At 69.7% G+C, this 16,917-nt stretch carries 18 protein-coding genes; 4 read left to right on the forward strand and 14 right to left on the reverse strand.

Going from position 1 to position 16,917, the window contains the following annotated elements; translation table 11 throughout:
- The first annotated feature begins 4 nt into the window (after window positions 1-4).
- From AB0N17_RS02820 to AB0N17_RS02830, 3 genes are all read left to right on the forward strand, one after another.
- The gene (locus tag AB0N17_RS02820) at window positions 5-856 is read left to right on the forward strand and encodes a helix-turn-helix transcriptional regulator (protein WP_366009275.1); all 852 of its coding nucleotides are present in this window, start codon (window positions 5-7) and stop codon (window positions 854-856) included.
- 54 nt (window positions 857-910) lie between these two features.
- Window positions 911-1,090 (forward strand): hypothetical protein, encoded by a 180-nt coding sequence (locus AB0N17_RS02825; protein WP_366009276.1) that lies wholly within the window; start codon window positions 911-913, stop codon window positions 1,088-1,090.
- A 102-nt stretch (window positions 1,091-1,192) separates the two neighbouring features.
- On the forward strand, window positions 1,193-2,410 hold the full coding sequence (locus tag AB0N17_RS02830; RefSeq protein ID WP_366009277.1) for a UDP-N-acetylglucosamine--N-acetylmuramyl-(pentapeptide) pyrophosphoryl-undecaprenol N-acetylglucosamine transferase: 1,218 nt from the start codon (window positions 1,193-1,195) through the stop codon (window positions 2,408-2,410).
- On the opposite strand, the gene AB0N17_RS02835 is transcribed toward AB0N17_RS02830, so the two are convergent.
- The 4 genes from AB0N17_RS02835 to rfbB are packed head-to-tail and all read right to left on the reverse strand — an operon-like array spanning window position 2,364 to window position 5,947.
- Window positions 2,364-2,795, reverse strand: coding sequence for a low molecular weight protein-tyrosine-phosphatase (locus AB0N17_RS02835; RefSeq protein ID WP_366009278.1), 432 nt, complete (start codon window positions 2,793-2,795; stop codon window positions 2,364-2,366). The two genes, AB0N17_RS02830 and AB0N17_RS02835, sit on opposite strands and share 47 nt — an antisense overlap.
- Window positions 2,780-3,928 (reverse strand): DegT/DnrJ/EryC1/StrS family aminotransferase, encoded by a 1,149-nt coding sequence (locus AB0N17_RS02840; RefSeq protein WP_366009279.1) that lies wholly within the window; start codon window positions 3,926-3,928, stop codon window positions 2,780-2,782. Before AB0N17_RS02840 ends, AB0N17_RS02835 begins: the two co-directional genes overlap by 16 nt.
- Complete coding sequence (locus AB0N17_RS02845) at window positions 3,925-4,932, reverse strand: ATP-grasp domain-containing protein (RefSeq protein WP_366009280.1); 1,008 nt, start codon at window positions 4,930-4,932, stop codon at window positions 3,925-3,927. The genes AB0N17_RS02840 and AB0N17_RS02845 overlap by 4 nt, the downstream gene beginning before the upstream one ends.
- Entirely contained in the window at window positions 4,925-5,947 is a 1,023-nt protein-coding gene (gene rfbB, locus AB0N17_RS02850; RefSeq protein ID WP_366009281.1) for a dTDP-glucose 4,6-dehydratase, read from the reverse strand. The genes AB0N17_RS02845 and rfbB overlap by 8 nt, the downstream gene beginning before the upstream one ends.
- A gap of 254 nt (window positions 5,948-6,201) precedes the next feature.
- On the opposite strand from rfbB, the gene AB0N17_RS02855 reads away from it, so the two are divergent.
- A complete protein-coding gene (locus AB0N17_RS02855) occupies window positions 6,202-7,473 on the forward strand; it encodes a helix-turn-helix transcriptional regulator (protein WP_366009282.1) in 1,272 nt (423 codons plus the stop codon).
- Between the two features lie 66 nt (window positions 7,474-7,539).
- Here the strand turns inward: AB0N17_RS02855 and AB0N17_RS02860 are convergent, their stop codons facing one another.
- The 10 genes from AB0N17_RS02860 to AB0N17_RS02905 form a co-directional block, all read right to left on the reverse strand.
- Complete coding sequence (locus AB0N17_RS02860) at window positions 7,540-7,701, reverse strand: hypothetical protein (protein ID WP_366009283.1); 162 nt, start codon at window positions 7,699-7,701, stop codon at window positions 7,540-7,542.
- Between the two features lie 705 nt (window positions 7,702-8,406).
- Window positions 8,407-8,715: a hypothetical protein gene (locus AB0N17_RS02865; RefSeq protein ID WP_366009284.1), complete on the reverse strand. Its 309-nt coding sequence runs from the start codon at window positions 8,713-8,715 to the stop codon at window positions 8,407-8,409.
- 31 nt (window positions 8,716-8,746) lie between these two features.
- On the reverse strand, window positions 8,747-9,067 hold the full coding sequence (locus AB0N17_RS02870) for a hypothetical protein (protein WP_366009285.1): 321 nt from the start codon (window positions 9,065-9,067) through the stop codon (window positions 8,747-8,749).
- Between the two features lie 28 nt (window positions 9,068-9,095).
- Window positions 9,096-10,250: a peptidoglycan-binding protein gene (locus AB0N17_RS02875; RefSeq protein WP_366009286.1), complete on the reverse strand. Its 1,155-nt coding sequence runs from the start codon at window positions 10,248-10,250 to the stop codon at window positions 9,096-9,098.
- A gap of 59 nt (window positions 10,251-10,309) precedes the next feature.
- Entirely contained in the window at window positions 10,310-11,260 is a 951-nt protein-coding gene (locus AB0N17_RS02880; protein WP_366009288.1) for a hypothetical protein, read from the reverse strand.
- Window positions 11,261-11,357: 97 nt separating this feature from the next.
- On the reverse strand, window positions 11,358-11,786 hold the full coding sequence (locus tag AB0N17_RS02885) for a hypothetical protein (RefSeq protein ID WP_366009289.1): 429 nt from the start codon (window positions 11,784-11,786) through the stop codon (window positions 11,358-11,360).
- Between the two features lie 13 nt (window positions 11,787-11,799).
- On the reverse strand, window positions 11,800-12,345 hold the full coding sequence (locus AB0N17_RS02890; RefSeq protein WP_366009290.1) for a hypothetical protein: 546 nt from the start codon (window positions 12,343-12,345) through the stop codon (window positions 11,800-11,802).
- A gap of 24 nt (window positions 12,346-12,369) precedes the next feature.
- A complete protein-coding gene (locus AB0N17_RS02895) occupies window positions 12,370-12,906 on the reverse strand; it encodes a hypothetical protein (protein WP_366009291.1) in 537 nt (178 codons plus the stop codon).
- Window positions 12,907-12,921: 15 nt separating this feature from the next.
- Complete coding sequence (locus AB0N17_RS02900) at window positions 12,922-13,467, reverse strand: hypothetical protein (RefSeq protein ID WP_366009292.1); 546 nt, start codon at window positions 13,465-13,467, stop codon at window positions 12,922-12,924.
- A gap of 13 nt (window positions 13,468-13,480) precedes the next feature.
- Entirely contained in the window at window positions 13,481-16,909 is a 3,429-nt protein-coding gene (locus AB0N17_RS02905; RefSeq protein ID WP_366009293.1) for a hypothetical protein, read from the reverse strand.
- Window positions 16,910-16,917 lie beyond the last annotated feature (8 nt).

Genomic DNA, 16,917 nt, shown 5'->3' on the forward strand with positions numbered 1-16,917 from the left:
GCCGGTGAGCACGGACTACCAGCAGGCCCGGGTGGCTCTCGGGGTGCGCCTTCGGGAACTGCGCATCTCGGCCCCTGGTGGTCGGCTCACCGGTACGCAACTCGCCGAGCGGCTCGGCTGGCCGCATTCAAAAATCTACAAGCTGGAGGGCGGCCGGCAGACCGCAACCAGCGAGGACCTGCGGGCCTGGGCAGTCGCGGTCGGACAGCCAGACACGTTCGAGGAACTCGATGCTCGACTCAAAGGCTTCGAGACGCACATCCGGTCCTGGCGGCGCCAGCTCGCTGCCGGCCATCGGCCCGTCCAGGACAGCTGGAACCTCGAGGTATCCCGGTCCAAGGTCATCCACGCATGGGAGGAGGCCGTCATTCCCGGCATGCTGCAGACTGCCGATTACGCGCGGCATATCTTCCTCCGGTACGCCGACCTCCAGGGCACCGTGCGCGACACCGCCGAGGCGGTGCGCGCCAGGATGCTGCGGCAGGCGTGGCTGTACGAGGCCGGGCGACAGTTTCACGCCCTGGTCTGGGAGGCCGCGCTTCACGCCCTGGTCTGCCCGCCCCACGTCCTCGCCGCGCAGCTGGACCGGCTGGCGGGCATGGTCGGAATGGACACCGTGCAGCTGGGCGTTGTCCCCCTGTCTGCATCGCTCAAGGTCCCGGCAGCGAACGGGTTCTGGGTGCTGGACGACCGCCTTGTCATCGCCGAGGACTGGCACGCCGAGCTGTGGCTGGACGACGCCGACAGCGTCGCCACCTACCTGCGCGTGTGGGAGACGCTCCGAGAGTCGGCGGTGTACGGGGCTGACGCGCAGAATGTGATTGCCCGGGCACAGCGGGTCCTTCGTCCGCGGTGACCGGCATGTGCAGCCAGGTGGGCAGTGTCAGTGCTCGACCGTACCCTCAGAGCTATGCCTCCCTCTGCAACCTCCTCGGATTCTGTGCGGTCTGCCGCCGAGGTGAACAAAGAGATCCGTGGGCTCATGCTGCGCGCGGGCGGGCACCTGAAGCCCCAGGATCGGCCCACCTACCAGCGGCTCGTCGCCGAGTGGGCAGAGTCAATGCGCGCCGAGGTCGTCACTGCCGCGTAACCCGACCACTTCCGGCCCCTGGCATGGTCCGGCCCTTCGACCATCGGGCCGCACGCTACTGTGGCGGCCCGCCTGATCCGCAGGATTTTGGAGCAGCCCCAGATGAACAGCGCCCCTTTCCGTCTCGTCGTCACGGGCGGCGGGACCGGTGGACACACGTATCCCGCGCTGACCGCGGTTCGCGCGCTGCAGGCCCGGCTCGCGGCCGAGGGCCGGGCGCTCGAGGCACTCTGGATCGGAACGGCTGACGGCCTGGAGGCGCGCGTCGCCCCGGGCGCGGGCATCGCCTTCACCACGGTCGCCACCGGCAAGATCCGCCGCTCGAAGAACCCGCTCAAGCTGGCGTCGCCGGCGAACGTGCGCGACATGGCTCGGGTGCCGCTCGGTGTATTGCAGGCGAGGCGGGCCATCGAACAGTTCCAGCCCGATGTGGTGCTGGCCACGGGCGGCTACGTGGCGGTGCCGGCCGGGCTGGCGGCGCGTATGTGCCACCGGCCGCTCGTGCTGCACGAGCAGACGGTGAAGCTGGGTCTGGCGAACAGGAAGCTGGCGGCATCGGCCGCCCGGATCTGTGTGTCGTCGGAGTCGACGCTTGAGCTGCTGTCGGAGTCGGCGCGCTCGGTCGCCGTGGTGACCGGGAACCCGGTGCGGCCCGAGGTGCTGTCCGGACAGGCGGACAGGGCTGTCCAGGCGTTGGGCCTGTGGGGCTTCGACCGGCAGCTGCCGACCGTATACGTGACCGGCGGGGCGCAAGGCGCGCAGCAGATCAACGAGCTGGTGGCCGCCTCACTGCCGTGGCTGCTGCAGCAGGCGAACGTGGTGCACCAGTGCGGCCCGGCCAACGAGGAGGGCCTGCGGGCGCAGGCCCGGGCGGCGGGGTTGCCTCCCGAGCTGGCGGCCCGCTACTACCTGGCCGGGTTCGTCGGCCCGGAGCTGCCCGACGTCCTGGCCCTGGCCGACGTCGTGGTGTCGCGGAGCGGTGCAGGGACGCTGGCCGAGCTGACCGCACTGGGCAAGCCGGCTGTCTTCGTGCCGCTGGCATCCTCGGCGGGGAACGAGCAGGTGCACAACGCCCGGCATCTCGAGCAGGCCGGAGCGGCGGTCGCGCTGACCGGTGAGGTGACGACGGCGCGGCTGCAGACGGCGGTGGGCCCGCTCCTGGCCGATGCCCAGGTGCGATGGGGCATGGCGGAGCGGGCCCGCGCGTACGGACGCCCGGACGCGGCGGACAGGCTCGTGGACGAGGTCCTGGCCGCCGCGGCGGGACAGCCGGTCACTGCTGGGGTTGGCCGACGTGGAGAGTCGTCGCTGCCTCGATGAGGATGGCGCAGGAGTTGAACGTCTCCTGGTCCTTGCCGATCGGGTCGGGGACATCGCGGTCGCCGAGGTACAGGCCGAGCTTCGGCTGAACGTCGTCGTCGGAGATCTCGCGGAGGACTTCCAGGACGGAGGCGTCCATCGCCAGGACGCTGTCAGCCCAGCCGAGCATCTCCCGGGTGAGCTGCTGGGCACGGTGGCCGGTGAGGTCGAGGCCGAGCCGCCGAGCTGCGACGATCATCGAATCGTTGGCGGGCTCGCCTTCCCACTTCCCGATCAGCCCGGCCGAGCGGACCTCGAGTTCGCCGGCGCCCCGCTTGGCGAGGGCGAGCGCGGCGAACGGGCTGCGGCAGTAGTTGCCGAGGCAGACGGTCAGGACCTTGTGCACGATGCTGCTCCCACTGTTTTGAGGGCTTGTCCGAGGGCGGTGACGATCTGGTCGATGTCGGCCTCGGTGAGGTGCTGGTGGAACGGCAGCGTGAGAACCTGCCTGCCGACTTGCTCGGTGGCAGGCAAGTCTCGCCGCCACTGGGAGAAGGCCGGCTGCAGGTGGTTGGGCGGGTAGTGGACGCCGACGCCGATGCCTCGGGCCTTCATCTGCGCGTGCACCTTGTCCCGGTGCGGGATGAGGACCTGGCACAGGTGCGGCACGGAGCGGTCGGGGTCGACGTCGACCAGCCTCACGCCGTCCAGGCCGGCGAGCGCCCGCTGGTAGGCGCGCCACAGGATGCGGCGCGTGTTGGCCGCCTTCTCGAAGTGCGGGAGCTGAGCAAGGCCGATGGCGGCGTTGATGCCGGACATCTGGTAGCGCAGCCCGAAGCCCTCCACCTGGTAGCTGGTGGTGCTGGCGCGTTCGGCCTGGGACTGGACGACGCCGAGGAGGCGGATCCGGCGGATCGTGGCGGCCTCGACGTGGCCGCGCGGGATGACGAGGCCGCCCTGGCCGCAGGTCAGGTTCTTGATCGGGCCGAAGCTGAAGCAGGTCAGGTCTCCGGTCGCGCCGACACGGCGGGCGCCGTTGCGGGAGCCGAAGGCGTGCGCGGCGTCCTCGATGATGGTGATGTTCCGGGCGGCCAGCTCCTTGCGGCAGCGGGAGAAGTCGATGGCCCGGCCGCCGAACAGCACCGGCATCACTGCGCGGGTGCGGTCGGTGACGGCGTCCATGACGAGCTGGTCGGTGACGCACAGCGTGGCCGGGTCGACGTCCACGAAGACCGGGGTGGCGCCGACGGCGAGGATCGCTTGGACAGTCGCGCAGAACGTCATGGACGGCACGACCACCTCGTGCCCGGGGCCGACCTCGGCGGCGAGCAGCGCCGTGTGCAGGGCCGCCGTGCCGGACATGACGGCGACGGCGTCACGGACGCCGAGGAACTCCGCGACGCGGCGCTCGAACTCTTCGGTGACGTCGGTGTGCCCGTACTGGCCGCTCTGCAGCACCTCGGCGACCGCGGCGGCCTCCTCGCCGAACAGGTACGGGCTGGCGTTGCGCCCGGCGCCCGGCCTGACGGTGATCGTCATGCGGTGACTCCCTTCGGGGCGGCTGCGATCTCCAGCTCGGCGACGTCGCCGACGCGTAGCGTCTCCAGGTAGTTCGTGAGGAAGATGCCGGTGCGGTAGGTGAGCTGGTCGTGGTCGACCGGCAGTCCGAACAGGCCGTTGGCCATCTGGCCGATGAGGTCTGCGCCGGCCGCCTCGGTGAGGGCGAACCCTCCGGCCACGCGGACGTTCACCTCGGTGATCGTGACTCGGTCGTTGTCGGTGATGAACCCCTGCACGCAGCTGAGACCCTGCGCGCGAACGGCGCGCAGCGTGTCCACGACCAGGTCGTGTACGGCCTGGTCCTCGAATGTCGTGGAGACGGCGACGCATCCGGCCTTGACCAGGTCGCGGCGGCGCAGGATCGCCGAGGCACGGCCGTCACGGTCCACGAGGCAGTCGGCGGTGAACTCAGTGCCCAGGACACGCTCCTGCACGATTGCGCCGGGTACCAGATCGCACAGCGCGCGGGCGTGCCGCCGCGACGTCGGCATGTAGACGTGCTGGGCGCCGTGGCCGTTGCGGGGCTTGACGACCAGGTCGACTTCGGTGGGCACCAGGTCGAGGTCTGCGGGGTCCCAGGTGCGTGGCGTGGGGATGCCGTGCTCGGTCAGGACCTGGTGGAAGCGGGCCTTGTCGATGCAGTCGTGCACCGACTTAACGTCCGGCAGCCACAGGCGTACGCCCGCGGCTTCCAGACGGGGCCGCAGGTCGAGCAGCGGCGGCAGGTCATTCTCGATGCCGGCGACGATGGCGTCCACGGCCAGCGCCTGGCACAGTCCGACGATGGCCTCGGGGTAGTCGGGGTCCTTGGCGAGCGGGATGACGTACGGCGAGACGTCGTCCAGGAAGAAGCCGGGGGCGAGCGGGTTGGCGTCGACGGCGACGACCCGGTGCCCGAGCTTGAGGAGACTGCGGGCCAGGCCGAAGCCGGGGTTGGCGCCGACGCCAGTGACGAGGATCCGGCGCGAGGTCTGGTCAGGCATGCTGTCGCTCCTTCTGGGAGGTCGGGGCCGTGCGCGGAGAGGGCAGGGCCGGGAGCGGGCTCCGGGAGAGCGGGGCCCACCGGTCGGCGTTGCGCCGGTACCAGTCGGCGGTCTCCTCCAGCCCGGCCTGGAAGTCGCGGGCCGGCTTGTAGCCGAGGGCGGCGAGCTTGCCCCAGTTCATGGCGTAGCGGAGATCGTTGGACAGCCGGTCCGGGATGTAGGTGACCTGGTCCCAGTCGGCGCCGCAGATCCGCAGCAGCTCCCCCGTCAGTTCCTTGCTGGACAGGTCGGTGCCGCCGCCGATGTTGTAGACCTCGCCGGGCGTGCCCGCGCGCAGGACGAGTTCGACGCCGGCGCAGTTGTCCTCGACGTGCAGCCAGTTGCGGATGTGCTGGCCCTGGTCGTGGAGGGTGACGGGCTCGCCGCGCAGTAGGCGGGTCACGAACAGCGGGATGATCTTCTCGGGGTGCTGGCAGGGCCCGTAGTTGTTCGAGGAGCGGGTGACGCAGACGGGCGCCCCGTACGTCTGCCAGTAGCTGAGGGCGATCAGGTCGCTGGCCGCCTTCGAGGCGGCGTAGGGGACGGTCGGGCGCAGCGGGGAGTCCTCAGTGGCGGCGCCTTCCAGCAGCGGCCCATAGACCTCGTCCGTGGAGACGTGCACGAACTTGGCGATGCCGTGCCGCATGGCTGCGTCCGCGAGAGTTTGGGTGCCGATGACGTTCGTGGTGACGAACGTTCCGGCGGTCGTGAACGAGCGGTCGACGTGGGACTCGGCGGCGAAGTGGACGACCGCGGTGTGCCGGGCCATGAGATCGTCGACCAGGGCGGCGTCACAGATGTCGCCGACGACGAACTCCAACCGCGGGTTGAGGAAAGCCTGCCCGAGGTTGCCCCTGCTGCCCGCGTACGTCAGCGCGTCCAGGACGGTGACCTGCTCGATGTCGTCGGCGCGCAGCATGCGCCGGACGAAGTGTGAGCCGATGAAACCGGCACCGCCGGTAACCAACAGCTTCATGTCGTGCCTCCGGTGAGGATGACCGGCCGACGGCATGGGTGGGCCGCGTTGGGGGGTCCGGTCGTGGAGACGCCCAGCGGTTGCCGGGTGCGGTCCTCACGATGGCGGGCCGCACGGGCCGTGCGGAGTCGACAGACGGGCATCGGCAAGCGGTGTGCGGATCCGGCACACGGTGTGCATCCGCGCGCCCTCCCAACGTCCCTCGGGTGGCGCTAGGTTCTGCACCACCCCAACCCGGGTCCAAGGAGGTGCCCATGGGCGCGGATGCTGAAATCGGTGCCCTCTTACGAGGGGCGCGCTGCTCCGCCCGGCTCACCCAGGCGCAGGTCGGCGCAGCTTGTGGCTATTCGCCGTCGGCTGTGTCCCGCATCGAGAGCGGGCAGATGGGTGTCGACTACCCCACCCTGCTGAAGCTCGCCGCATTCCTACGGATCACACCCGACCAGCTGCGTGCGTCTGCCGTGCCCGGCATGACCAATATCGCTACGGTGGCCGGAGGTTGCCGGTCTGACGAGGAGGACGAGGTGCGTCGTAGGGAGCTGCTGACGGGAGTGGTGGCAGCGGGGGCGACGGCCGTCGTCGGCGCCGGGCCAGCCACCGCCGCACCGGTGGATCTGGATGTGGCATTGTTCCGGCTACCGCAGGGCGAGCCAGTACCGCTGCCCCGCCTGGTCGGGCAGATCGCCACCGCCCGCCGGGACTACTGCGCCACTCAGTACGCTCGCCTCGGGCAGGTGCTGCCCGCGCTGATCGCGGCAGCGGCGGCCACGCGGGACGTCTCGAAAGGCCGGAGCCGTGACGAGGCGAACCTGGCGCTGGCCCGCTCGTACGTGCTGGCTGCAGAACTCGCCAACAAGCAGCACAGCGACGCAGCGTGGGTGGCCGCCGACCGCGCTCTGGCCGCTGCACGCTCGAGCGGCATCCCGGTCGCCGTGGGCGAGGCATCTCGTCAGCTGGCGATTGCCATGCGCCGCTCAGGTCGGCCCACCTCAGCGGTGAGTCTGCTGACCAAGGAAGCCGCCGACCTCGACCCGTCATACGACCAGACCGGCGCGGTTCGAACGACGCTGCTGCTCACCGGCGCATATTCGGCGGCCACAGGCAGGGACCGGACGACAGCGCTGGCCCTGATGGAAGAGGCTGGGCAGGAAGCCGACCGCAGGCCGGCCGTTCCAGGTCTGTTCACCGTGGAAGCCACTCGAGCCCAGGTCGACGCGTACCGGATCAGCGTGCTCACCGCGCTCGGCACCCCGGACGAGGGGGTCGACGTCGCGGCCCGCCTGGACGTCGACCACATGCCGACAGCGGAGCGGCGCGCGCGAGCCTGGACGGACATCGCCCGCATGTGGAACGCGCTCGGCGACGCGCCGCAGACTTTCGCCGCGCTGCAACGAGTCGAGCAGGAGGCGCCGCAGGAGGTCCGTCGGCCTGCGCTGCGGGCGCTAACGACCGGCCTGCTCTACGGGCCAACCCGGGTGGCGGGCGTCCGAGAGTTCGCCGCCCGCACCGGCGCTGTGGCCAGCTGAAAGCGAAGAAGCCCCCGCCACCCGAAGGCGGCGGGGGCTCTGTGGGTCAGAGCGTGGGCGCTGGCGTCACACCTCCGAGTCATCCTCTGGCGGCGGCCAGTCCGGCTCGAGGAACAGTCCCTCGTACTGCACGCGCGGCCGGCGGTCAGCGGTGTGCACCACGCGTGCCGTGGGCTGCCCGGTGGCATCCGGGCTGGCGTGGAGCGGCTGTTGCTGAGCGTGGGCCATGGTTTCTCCTTCGGCCGAGAGCGGCGCTGGCCGCCAGCAGCACAGCCTGCGGGTTCGACGGTGCGGACGGTGACGGCACCGGTTGATCGGACGTGCAGTCGTACCGCGGGCTCGAAGGGTCGAAGTCGGCGGCCGGGCTGCACGTGTACGTCACGCCCCCGTATGAGAATCTCCACCCCGCTGGCGGACTGCCATCCTTCCCGTCTCGGCCGGGCGAACCTTGCGGGCCGGCCGGCCCAGCAGGGCCCTGCGGTCCAGCAGGCCCGGCCGCGCCCGCGGCACCAGCGGCGCCCGTGGCCCCAGCCGCACCGGGAGCACCAGCCTCTCCCGCCCGCCCGGGTGCCCCGCTAGACCCCGGCGCGCCCGGGGCCCCAGAAGCGCCCGGCGCACCAGCTGGGCCCGCAGGCCCTGGGATCGGCACCGGCACTTCAGCACGCGCCGACAACGACGGCACCGCCCTGGTCGGGTCCGGCGCCACCGGTGTCCCCCCGCGTGCCTTCACCTGCTGCCGTAGCGCCCGTACGTCCCCTGCAAGCGTCGACACGGCGGTCCCCCGGAGGTCGGCCTCGCGTGCCAGAGCATCGGCGCGATGCGACTGCTCGTCGATCAGTAGAAACGCCAGACCGAGGCCGCCGCCGAGGAACAGGAGCGCGGCCACGATCCACAGGAGATGTCTGGCCCGGTACAGCGCACTCTCGGCACGCGTCACGGTGTCCCCCCGAGCTGCGTCACCAGCAGCCGGAGACGCGCGATCTCCGCCTCCAGCCCGGCCACCCGCGCCTCGGCGGCTGTGGCTTGCGCCTCGGCGGTCGTGGCCCGGGCCTCAGCCGTCTTCTCATCCAGCTCAGCCTTGTCGCGCTCGGCGATCAGCCGCTGGGTCAGGTTGTCGTAGCCCGTCAACGCGGTGCCCTCCCGGGTTGCCCGAGTCGCGCCCCGGGAGCCGTACATGGCCGCCGCCGCAGCCAGAGGCCCCGCTATCAGCGCGGAGACCGCCGTGACCATGGCGGCGTTCATGCCACCTCCCTGAGGTGCGCTACGAGCGAGATCAGGCCTCCGGGCTGGCGGCGTGCCGAGGAACACCGGTCGACGTGGCCTGCTCGATCCCCGGCGCGATCCCGGAGGGCCTCCACAGGGTGTGGTAGGTCGCGCCGATGACGATCACCGCCAGGAGGATGCAGGAGACGATCGTCCGGCCGTGGAAGCTGTCGTTGAAGTAGGCGGTGCCGAGGCCGTCAGCCGCGGCGACGAGCAGCATGAACAGGCCCTTCACCGCGCCGCTCCATCGCGGCTGGTTGACGATGGCGATGATGGGCGGCAGGACTACGGCGAGGGCCGCAGCCCACAGCTCGGGGTTCGACAGAGGCATGGTGTACTCCAGTTCGGTGGGGGTGGGCTTACTTCTTCCGCAGGCCGTGGGCGACCTGCCAGGCGTACAGCCAGGTCTTGGGGCCGCACTTGCCGTCGGCGGGGCCGAGGTCAGCGAGGTAGTGCTGCTGCAGGGCCCGGACCTTGTCGAGGTCGAGCTGGGTCATGGTCCGGGACGGGCCGACCGTGTACGCCGGACCCCAGGCGCCCTTCGCCAGCCACTGCTGCAGCTGGAGGGCGAAGTCGTTGTGCGCTCCGAGGACGAACTTGTCACGGCCGGGAAAGGCGGGCGCCTTCAGCGCCGGCACAGGCGCGGGCACCGGGGCGCTGGGCAGGTACCCGAGGAGTTGCTTCAGCGTCGTCGGGCCCGGCACGCCGTCGGCGTCCTCGTGCGGCGCGGTCCCGGTGTAGCCCAGGGACTGCTGGAAGGCGCTGTAGTTCAGCGTGTCCGCGTCCGTCCAGTCCGGACTGGGGCCGCTCGTGTAGTGCTGGCCGAAGCCCTTGCTGACGAGGGCCTCGCCGACCTTCGTGACGTGGTCGCCGTGCGCACCGTACCCGTAGACCAGACCGCTGATCGTGACCTGGTAGCGGGCGACGTCAGAGCCGGGAGCTGGCGTCGGGTCGGCCGGCGCGTCGGGCCCGGGCCACGTGTACGAGACGACCGCCGTCCCGCCGCGGGGGTCAGCTGGGTCCGCCGTAGGCGGGCACTGACCGTCGGGGAAGTGCGGGGCGAAGTAGCCGACCACCTTGCTCGATCGGCGGAGGTTCTGGTGGCTCCAGACCCCGTTGCCCTGACCGTTGTCGACAGCGCCGGTCTGAAGGCTGTTGCCGCCCTTGGTGTACACGTACGTGCCGTCGAAGCCGATGACCTGCTCTGTGTGGGCGCCGTTGGAGAAGTTCACCCAGGCACCCACGGACGGGTACTGGCTCCACTGGCCCTTCTGCTTCGCCCAGGCAGTCATGCCGTCGACGCTGGCAGTCTTGGGGACGATGGCGTCGAGGCCGACGTCGTGGTACATGTCCCAGTTCCAGATGGCGCACCAGGCGACGCCGTCCCAGCCGTACTCGACGCCGAAGATCGTGTGGTTGTCCCAGCCGTCGACGGAGTTCCAGCCCTCGTAGATCTTCTCGGGGACTGCCATCACGTGGTCGAGCAGCCGCTTCCAATCGGGTGTTGTTGCCATAGGTGCTCCCGGGTGTGCGAAGGCCCCCGCCAGGCGGGGGCCTGAAGTACGGCGGTTGGTCAGCCGGCGTGTGCGTTGGACGCCCACGGCTGCATCAGTGCATCCAGCTGCTGGGCCAGAGCAGCCGCCTGAGCCAGGCGAGGATCCGGAGCAGGAGTGGGCGACGGAGGAGGGGAAGGCACCGGCGCCGGCTGGGGCGGGACGACGGCGGGGAACGGCTTCCCGGTCAGCGCGGTGTAGTCCGCGGCGAGCGAGACCAGGTCGACGCCTTCCTGGAATGCCGGGTGCTCGAGGTGCTCCTCGAAGATGACGACCCAGGCCTCCTCGACCTTCCGTGACCAGTACCGGTCCGTGAAGCTCGTCTCCTGCGCCCAGGTGATGAAGCGCTCGTCACCGCCGAGCGGGCCCTTGCCGGGCGCGCCGTAGCCGCCGGTGATGACGGAGTGGCCGCCGTCGTCCGGCGAGGAGCGGTGGTAGTCCCACGCGCGACCGCTGTTGAAGTCGTCCATGTTGGCGTCCTGGACGACGATCCCGGTCCACACGAACCCGAAGATGCTGATCGCCGCCTTGACCTCGTCCGGCGAGGAGGGATCGACCTTCGCGAAGGCCAGCACTTTCTTGCCGTCCGGGCCGCCGACCTTGTGGAGGTACTCCAGCAGGGTCTGGATGTCCATGCCACCGTCGGCCGATGAGCCAGGCCCGTTGACGTTCGGGTCGCCGTTCAGGTCGAAGTCGGGGTTCTGGGTGCGGTAGACCTCCCAGACCTCGTCCTGCGACGGGTAGCTCTCAGCCCCCGCGATGAAGGAGACGAGACGCCGGACGTTGGCCCACGTCACGGCCACACAGTCACCGGCCACGTCATTCCCCAACATCCCCCACGCGGCCAGCCGTGCGAGGTAGTCGGCCGCAGCCGGGTGAGCCGGGACCTTCCCGGTGAAGAACCGGGCGAACTTCAGGGCCGGGGCGTTCTTCGGCGCGCGCCGGCCGTACTTGCGGGTGCGACTGGTCATGCTGCTCCTGGGCATGCGAAAGCCCCCGACAGGGCCGGGGGCTGAGGGCGGCGCGGGCGCCCGGGATCGGGGCCGCGGTCGGGGGCTCGGAGGTGGCCTACTGCCAGTGGTCCGGTAGCGGCAGCGCGTCGGTGTGCACCGGCGCCGGCGCCGGGGGCGGCTCAGGGGTGCAGTTGCAGCGAGGCAGCAGCTCCGGGTCGGGGGCGGTGCAGCTGGAGGCGTGGACGAGCGCCGCTAGGTTCATCGAGATGGCGTGCGACCCGCACGCGTACACAGCGATCGTGGTGTCTGCTGCTGTCGGGAGCGGCCCGAACACCGGTGTCGACTGGTGCGGGGCGGCGACGGCGAGAACCTGGTCGCGGCGGGCCTGCTCGGCGGCGACGACGGCCTCCAGCTCGCCGTCGGTGGGGCGGCGTTGCCACTGCACGAGCGGCGCCGCCAGGCACCCTGCGGAGGAGCAGCCGGGTGTCGGTGACGGTGGCAGCGGAAGGACCGGCGGGCCCGGCTCGGGGGCGGGTGTGATCAAGAGGGTCTCCTCGTCATGCGTGAGCCCACGCGACGTAGAGCGCGGAGGACAGATCTGGGGCAACACCGGTGGCGAGCCCCGGCGAGGCGAGGCCAGAGTTGTTCCAGCCTGCGACCTCGACGTAGTCGCCGACGTTCAGATACAGCGTGCGGAGCGGGGTCGCGACGCCCGAGGTGTTCGATGGCAGGGTCGGGAACATCTGGCTCGTGCCCTGAACGACTGCCCCGTTGACGTGGATTCGGGCCGCCCGGACTCCAGTGGAGTTGGTGGCGAAGCAGACGACGCCGCAGACCGCGTAGTAGCCCGCTACCTGGGCCGTGTACCGGGAGTTGTTCGTTGTGTTGTCGTGGCCGCCGTAGGTGTCGAACTGCTCGGTGTTCAGGTTGATCGGCGTCCACGTGCTGGTGAGGACGTTCTGCGAGGTGGTCTGCGTGCCCACGAAGAGCGGATCGGCGAGCAGGAAGCCGAGCCCGTCGCGGACCTGCGAGTTCCATAGCGAGCTCGCGACCGAGCCGCCCGGCACTTCAGACGCCGGGACTGGGACAGGCAAGTTGGTCATGCTGTCACCTCCTTCGGCGTGAGGTCATGTGCCGCTCCAGCACACCCACAGGGCGCAGGCGACGTCGGTCGTGACGGTCGTGGCCAGGGCTCCGCCGGAGGATTGCCATCCGGCGACCTCGACGTAGTCGCCGGCCGCGAGCCGGACGGTGCGGACCGGGGTGGCGATCGCGCTGCCGGAGTCGCCGGAGGGGAGCGTCATCTGTGCGGATCCTTGCACCACGCTGCCGTTCACGTGCAGTCGAGTTCCGCGTACCCCTGTCGCGCTCGACGCCCAGGACGCAACGCCGCACACCGCGTACACGCCTGCGACCTGCGCGATGTACCGGGAGGTGTTGCTGCTAGTGCTGTGCCCGCCGTAGCTGTCGACCTGCTCCGTATCCAGAGTCAGCGCCGTCCACGAGCTGCTTGTCACCGACTGCGTGGTGCCCTGCGTGCCGACGAACAGTGGCGGGTTCAGCAGGAACGTGCCCGCGTTGTAGATGCCGGCGCGGGCCAACGCCGCCGTGAAGAAGTTGCCGCTGATTTCGGAAGCCAGCGTCGGCACCGGAAGATTCGCCACGTCGTTGCTCCCTTCCTAGGTGTGGGCCCAGGCCACGTACAGGGCGCTCGCCAGGTCGCCACCGGCCGCGACACCGGTCGACAGCGCGCTGCCGGACGACTGCGTTCCCGCGACCTCCACGTAGTCGCCCACGCCGAGCTGGACTGCCCGGACCGCGGTCATCACGCCGGTGAACGTCGTTCCACTGGCGGGGGCGAAAAGCTGCGCGCTACCCGCGACGGAGGATCCGTTGACGTGGAGCCGCGCGCCTCGGCGGCCGGTGCTGTTCTGCGTCCACGTGACAACGCCGCACACCGTGTACCAGCCGGCCACCTGCGCCGTATATCGGGAGCTGTTCGTCGTCGTCGAGTGTCCGCCGTAGGTGTCCTGCTGCTCGGTGTCGAGGGTGATCGCGCTCCATGTGCTGGTCGCGACGGACTGGGCGATCGTCTGCGTGCCCACGAAGATCGGCGGGTTCAGGCCGTAGGTGAGCAGCTGGTACACGTTGGCGTTCCACCACGCCGCCGTGTCGTAGTTGCTGACCGACGGCGCGGTGAGGGTGGGGATTGCCAGGTTCGCCACAGGTCACCGCCCTTCAGTAGGCGAAGTTGACGGCATCGAACTTGGCTGAGCTGTCGTACATGGTCGGATCCGTCACTCCGGAGGGCAGGGGCTCGCACACGAGGTCCCCCGCCGTATGGGAGGCGGTCGTCGCAGCCTGCAGCGTGATGGCGACCGTCGACCAGCCCGCCGACGTCGACGCGACGCTGAGGACAGTGACGGTCTCCTGAGTCGCCGTGCCCAGGCCCAGCACCAGCTGCTGGCCCTGCCCGATCTGCGCCGCGGCAGGGTTGGTGTTGTCGGCGCCCGCGTTGATGGTGATCGTCGTGACGCCCGATGTGGTGCTGCTGGCCAGCGTCGTGTGGAAGCTGGCGAAGATCCCGTAGGGGGTGAGGTCCGCTGGTGAACACTGGAGCGTGACCCACGCCTCGCCTGCGTCGTCCAGGTCCCATTGGATGTTCTCGACGAAGCAGTCGACTTGGATCACGGGCAGGTTCGGCGGGCGGCGCATCACCCGCACCCGGGTGCCGAGCTCCAGCGACAGGCACACAGCCCACAATGCGGGGTTCGCGCTCGGGTGGAGCTTGATCGAGCTGACGCGGGTGGCGGGCTGCTTGTAGCGGCTGAGGAGGTAGTTCGCGGCGTCCTGGCATTCGCCTGTGTCGTTGCTGTTGATCGTTCGGGACATGGTGCGGGGGAAGTACGCGGTGACGCTGGTGGCGTCGGTGGCGTAGAAGTTCTGCGAGCTGCTCTCTTGGGTGACTGTGACTTGGTTCGACAGGTGGGTGCTGTCGTAGTCCAGTGTGCAGTCCTCGTACGGCCATTCCCCGGCCGCGGTGTTCTCTCCGAATACGTAGACGGGGGTGGTGGCGTTGTAGCGGGCGGAGCGGGACTTGAAGGTGACGGCGCCTGACCGGTCGACGTAGTGCTCGCCGTTCTCCGTGTCCACGACTGCTTGGAGCGCTGACATGGCGTCTTGGCCGTCGATGGCGGCCGGGCCCATGCTCGTCGTCAGTCCAGTCTGGATCGACGTCGAGCCGGTGTATCCCGCGTAGCGGAGGATCCGTGCGTAGCGCGCATCGGAGGATTCACCCGCGCACGCGGCTTTCCACGCGTTGTACATGTTCTGCACGGGAGTCGTCGTGAGATAGGCCGAGAATTCGGCGGCGAAGCTGAGATCGCCTTTCCAGTTCCAAATCGTGCCGTTACCGACGGTGATGTCGACGAAGCCACCCAGGTTGTCTCCCACGATCCCCGTCGGTGTGACGGCCGTGGACACACCACCCATGAAACCGACAGACCCGTCCTGGGACAACATCACCTGGTTGAGGGCCTGGTTGTAGCCGAAGGCCAGGAAGTGCCAGTCTCCGTCCACGCAGTTCGTGGCGCCTTGGAAGTAAGTGTTGACGTTGGTGCCTGTCGGTCCCTGCATGTGGAAGACGGGCTTGCCGTCGCTGTACAGGTAGACGTAGATATGCGAGCCGCTCGGGTTACCCCCGGACCGCTGCGCGTCCATGCTCGACCACAGACAAGCATTCGTGACCGGCATAGGCCCCGTGTACCGAAAGGCAATCACCCGCGTCCACAAGGTCGGGTCGGTGGGCCCTTTGATTCCCGAATTTGTCAGTTTCAGGAAAGTCGCCCCACCAGACACCAGGTTGGTACCGGGGTTGGAATTGTTGAGCGTAGCCACCGTGCCGCTCGACCCCGTGTACAGGCCCGTGGAGTCCGTGGCAGTGATCGTGGTGCCAAAGACGAGACTTCCCGCCCCGTACTTGCTGATCGCCAACTGCGCCGGCGGATAGTTACCCGTCCAGTCCGTGGCCGACAAGGACCCGGCGGGATCATCCAGCTTGTACACGAACCGCGGGCTGTGGCTGTTGATCTCCTGAGTTAGCGGGTCAGACAGCTGCTGCTGCGACAGCAGCGAGAAGCTGTCCACGGTCGTCGGCTGCACGGTGCCGTACGTGCCGGCCATGTCCCACTGAGACGGCCACCGCTCCGTCCACCCCGCGTACAGGGGAAACCACACGCCCGGGCACTGCCACGTCGTGGCAGTCGCGCCCTTCTCCAGCTGCCAGCCGTCCACCTGGAGGCTCGCAATCGCGGCGGCCGTAGCCGCGAGCGCCACCCCGACGTCCATACCCGCGACGTTCGCCGGAGCAGTGGCCGTCACGGTGATGAGCGTCCACCCCGCCGTCGTCGAGCCCGTCAGCGTGGCGCTGCTGCCGTAGGTGAAGCTCGTCGGCGAGGTGCCACCGCCGGCGGTGAACCAGCCGATGAACGGCTGCACGGACAGGCTCGTGGAGGCGGTGACGTCGCGGACGCGCATCTGCATCGTGTACGTCTGCCCGGGGATCGGAGACCAGCGAGGCGTGTGGCAGATCCGGGCTGGGGCCGTCGAGCCGGACGGCACCGAGAACTGCATGACGACAGAGCCCTGCCACGCCGAGGTCGAGGAGATGAAGCTGCCGCCGCCGGTGTCCGAGCCGATGTCCACGCCAGCAGAGCCGGTAGGGAGCGTACCGAGACTGTAGCCACCAGCATCACCGCCGCTCGCCACCGCCTGGTCCAGCAGGTTCCGGGTCGGCGGCCATTGCGCGCGCTTACGGAATGGCTGGTAGGGCTGAATGTGCCCGGCCCACGGGCCGGACGCATTGGTCGGATCAAGGGCAGCGTCTGTGTTAGCCAGGGTCAGGCCCGCCTCGCCGCTGCGGACCTGGTCGAGCTCGTACTGCCGGCCGCGGCTGATGGTGCTACTGCCGCGGGTGCGGTCGGTGACCTCCACGTACCGGTCCAGCGGCTGGCTGCCCGCGTTGGCGCCCCAGTAGGGGGCCCAGGCGTCTTCCAGGGTCGGCCAGTTCGGGTTGAACGGTCCGGTGCCGCGCACGTTGAGGTTGGTGATGGAGGCGGTGTTCCCGGACACCTCAGTGGTGCTGGCGCCGGTCTGGAACACGAACTGCATGCCGGTGGCGGATCCAGCCCAGGAATAGCTGCTGGTGACCTGGTTCGTCCACGTCAGGCCGTCCGGGGAGGTGTCGGCGGCCCACGATCCGCCGGTCTCCCGGAGTTGCCACCAGCGATGCTGGTGCGGGTCGTACGTGGGCAGCGTCGTCGTGACGGTCGTCCCTGCGGTCTGCAGGGTGAACTTGAAGACGCCCGATTCGAGTCGGATCGCCACGCTGTTGTTGGAGTCCACGAACAGCCGGAGCGCCGTCTTGGTGCCGCCGTTCCCGTTCGGTGCGACGCCGACCTGCGCGTAGACGCTGCTGGAGGTCGCGTCCCACAGCAGGGTTGACCCGAAGGTGTTGGTGGCGCCACTGGTCGTAGGAACCGCCAGCGTGACGAGGTCGTTGACCGTGTCCAGGGTTGCCGCGCCGCCGGTGACCGAGTTCCACAGGGCAGCGTTGAGCGACGACGCGGCGAACGCGTCCTGCAGCTGGGTCAGCTGGGGGTTGGCCACCGGGCACC

Origin of the sequence: Streptomyces sp. NPDC051133 (genome assembly GCF_040682635.1) — a bacterium.
Taxonomy (GTDB): domain Bacteria; phylum Actinomycetota; class Actinomycetes; order Streptomycetales; family Streptomycetaceae; genus Streptomyces.